We start from the raw sequence: 1,478 nt of genomic DNA on the forward strand, positions 1-1,478 counted from the left end.
TTGGCCGGTGGTGTGACGGTGATGGCGTCGCCGGGTGCGTTCATCGATTTCAGTCAGCAGGGTGGGCTGGCTCCTGATGGGCGGTGCAAGGCGTTCGCTGAGGCGGCCGATGGCACGAGCTGGGCCGAGGGTATCGGGGTGGTGGTGCTGGAGCGGTTGTCAGACGCGCGCCGCAACGGCCATCAGGTGCTCGCGGTGGTGCGCGGGTCGGCGGTGAACCAGGACGGCGCGTCGAACGGGTTGACCGCGCCGAATGGTCCGTCGCAGCAGCGGGTGATCCGTCAGGCGCTGGCCGGTGCGGGGTTGTCGCCGTCAGAGGTGGACGCGGTGGAGGCGCACGGCACCGGCACGACGTTGGGTGACCCGATCGAGGCGCAGGCTCTGCTGGCGACCTACGGCCAGGACCGGGACGCCGACCGGCCGTTGTTGCTGGGGTCGATCAAGTCGAACATCGGTCATACGCAGGCGGCGGCTGGTGTGGCCGGTGTGATCAAGATGGTCATGGCGATGCGGCATGGGGTGTTGCCCAGGACGTTGCATGTGGATGCGCCGTCCTCGCATGTGGACTGGTCGGCCGGTGCTGTGGAGTTGCTGACCGAATCTCGGTCGTGGCCTCGGGTGGAGCGGCCGTGGCGGGCGGGGGTGTCGTCGTTCGGGATCAGCGGCACCAACGCCCACGTGATCATCGAACAAGCGGTGGAATCTCCGGAAGCCGCGGACGAGGACGCTCCGCAGGACCACGCACCGGTTGCCGGTGTGGTGCCGGTGCTGGTGTCGGGCCGTACGGCGGGGGCGTTGCGGGCGCAGGCCGAGCGGTTGGCGTCGTTCCTGGAGGGCGAGTCCGGGCTGGGGCTGATCGACACGGCGTTCTCGCTGGCGACGACGCGGTCGGCGTTCGAGCATCGAGCGGTGGTGCTGGCCGGCGATCGTGATGGGGTGCTGGCCGGGCTGGGTGCGCTGGCCGAGGACCGTCCGGGTGCCGGTGTGGTCGAGGGGATGGCCGGGCCGGAGCCGCGGCTGGCGGTGTTGTTCACCGGTCAGGGCAGCCAGCGGGTGGGGATGGGCCGGGAACTGTATGAGCGGTTCCCGGTGTTCGCCGAGGCATTGGACGCGGTGATCGCCGAGTTGGATCCGTTGCTGGACGGGTCGTTGCGTGAGGTGCTGTTCGCCGAGCCGGGCACGCCCGAGGTGGAGGCGCTGGATCGGACGGGGTGGGCGCAGCCGGCGTTGTTCGCGCTTGAGGTGGCGTTGTTCCGGCTGGTCTCCTCGTGGGGGCTACGGCCGGATGTGCTGGCGGGGCATTCGATCGGGGAGATCGCGGCGGCGCATGTGGCCGGGGTGTTGTCGCTGAGCGATGCGTGTGCGCTGGTGGCCGCGCGGGGTCGGTTGATGCAGGCGTTGCCGTCGGGTGGGGCGATGGTGGCGGTGCAGGCCGCCGAGGAGGAGGTCGCCGCTCTGCTGGCGGGGCGTGAGGATGA

1 protein-coding gene is annotated in these 1,478 nt (G+C 70.4%); it reads left to right on the forward strand.

Going from position 1 to position 1,478, the window contains the following annotated elements; genetic code table 11:
* Nucleotides 1–21: 21 nt before the first annotated feature.
* Nucleotides 22–1,478: type I polyketide synthase (locus ABT130_RS47575; RefSeq protein ID WP_350966499.1), on the forward strand; the 1,457-nt coding region annotated here is incomplete at its 3' end.

This window comes from Streptosporangium sp. NPDC001681, assembly GCF_040298085.1.
Lineage (GTDB): Bacteria > Actinomycetota > Actinomycetes > Streptosporangiales > Streptosporangiaceae > Streptosporangium.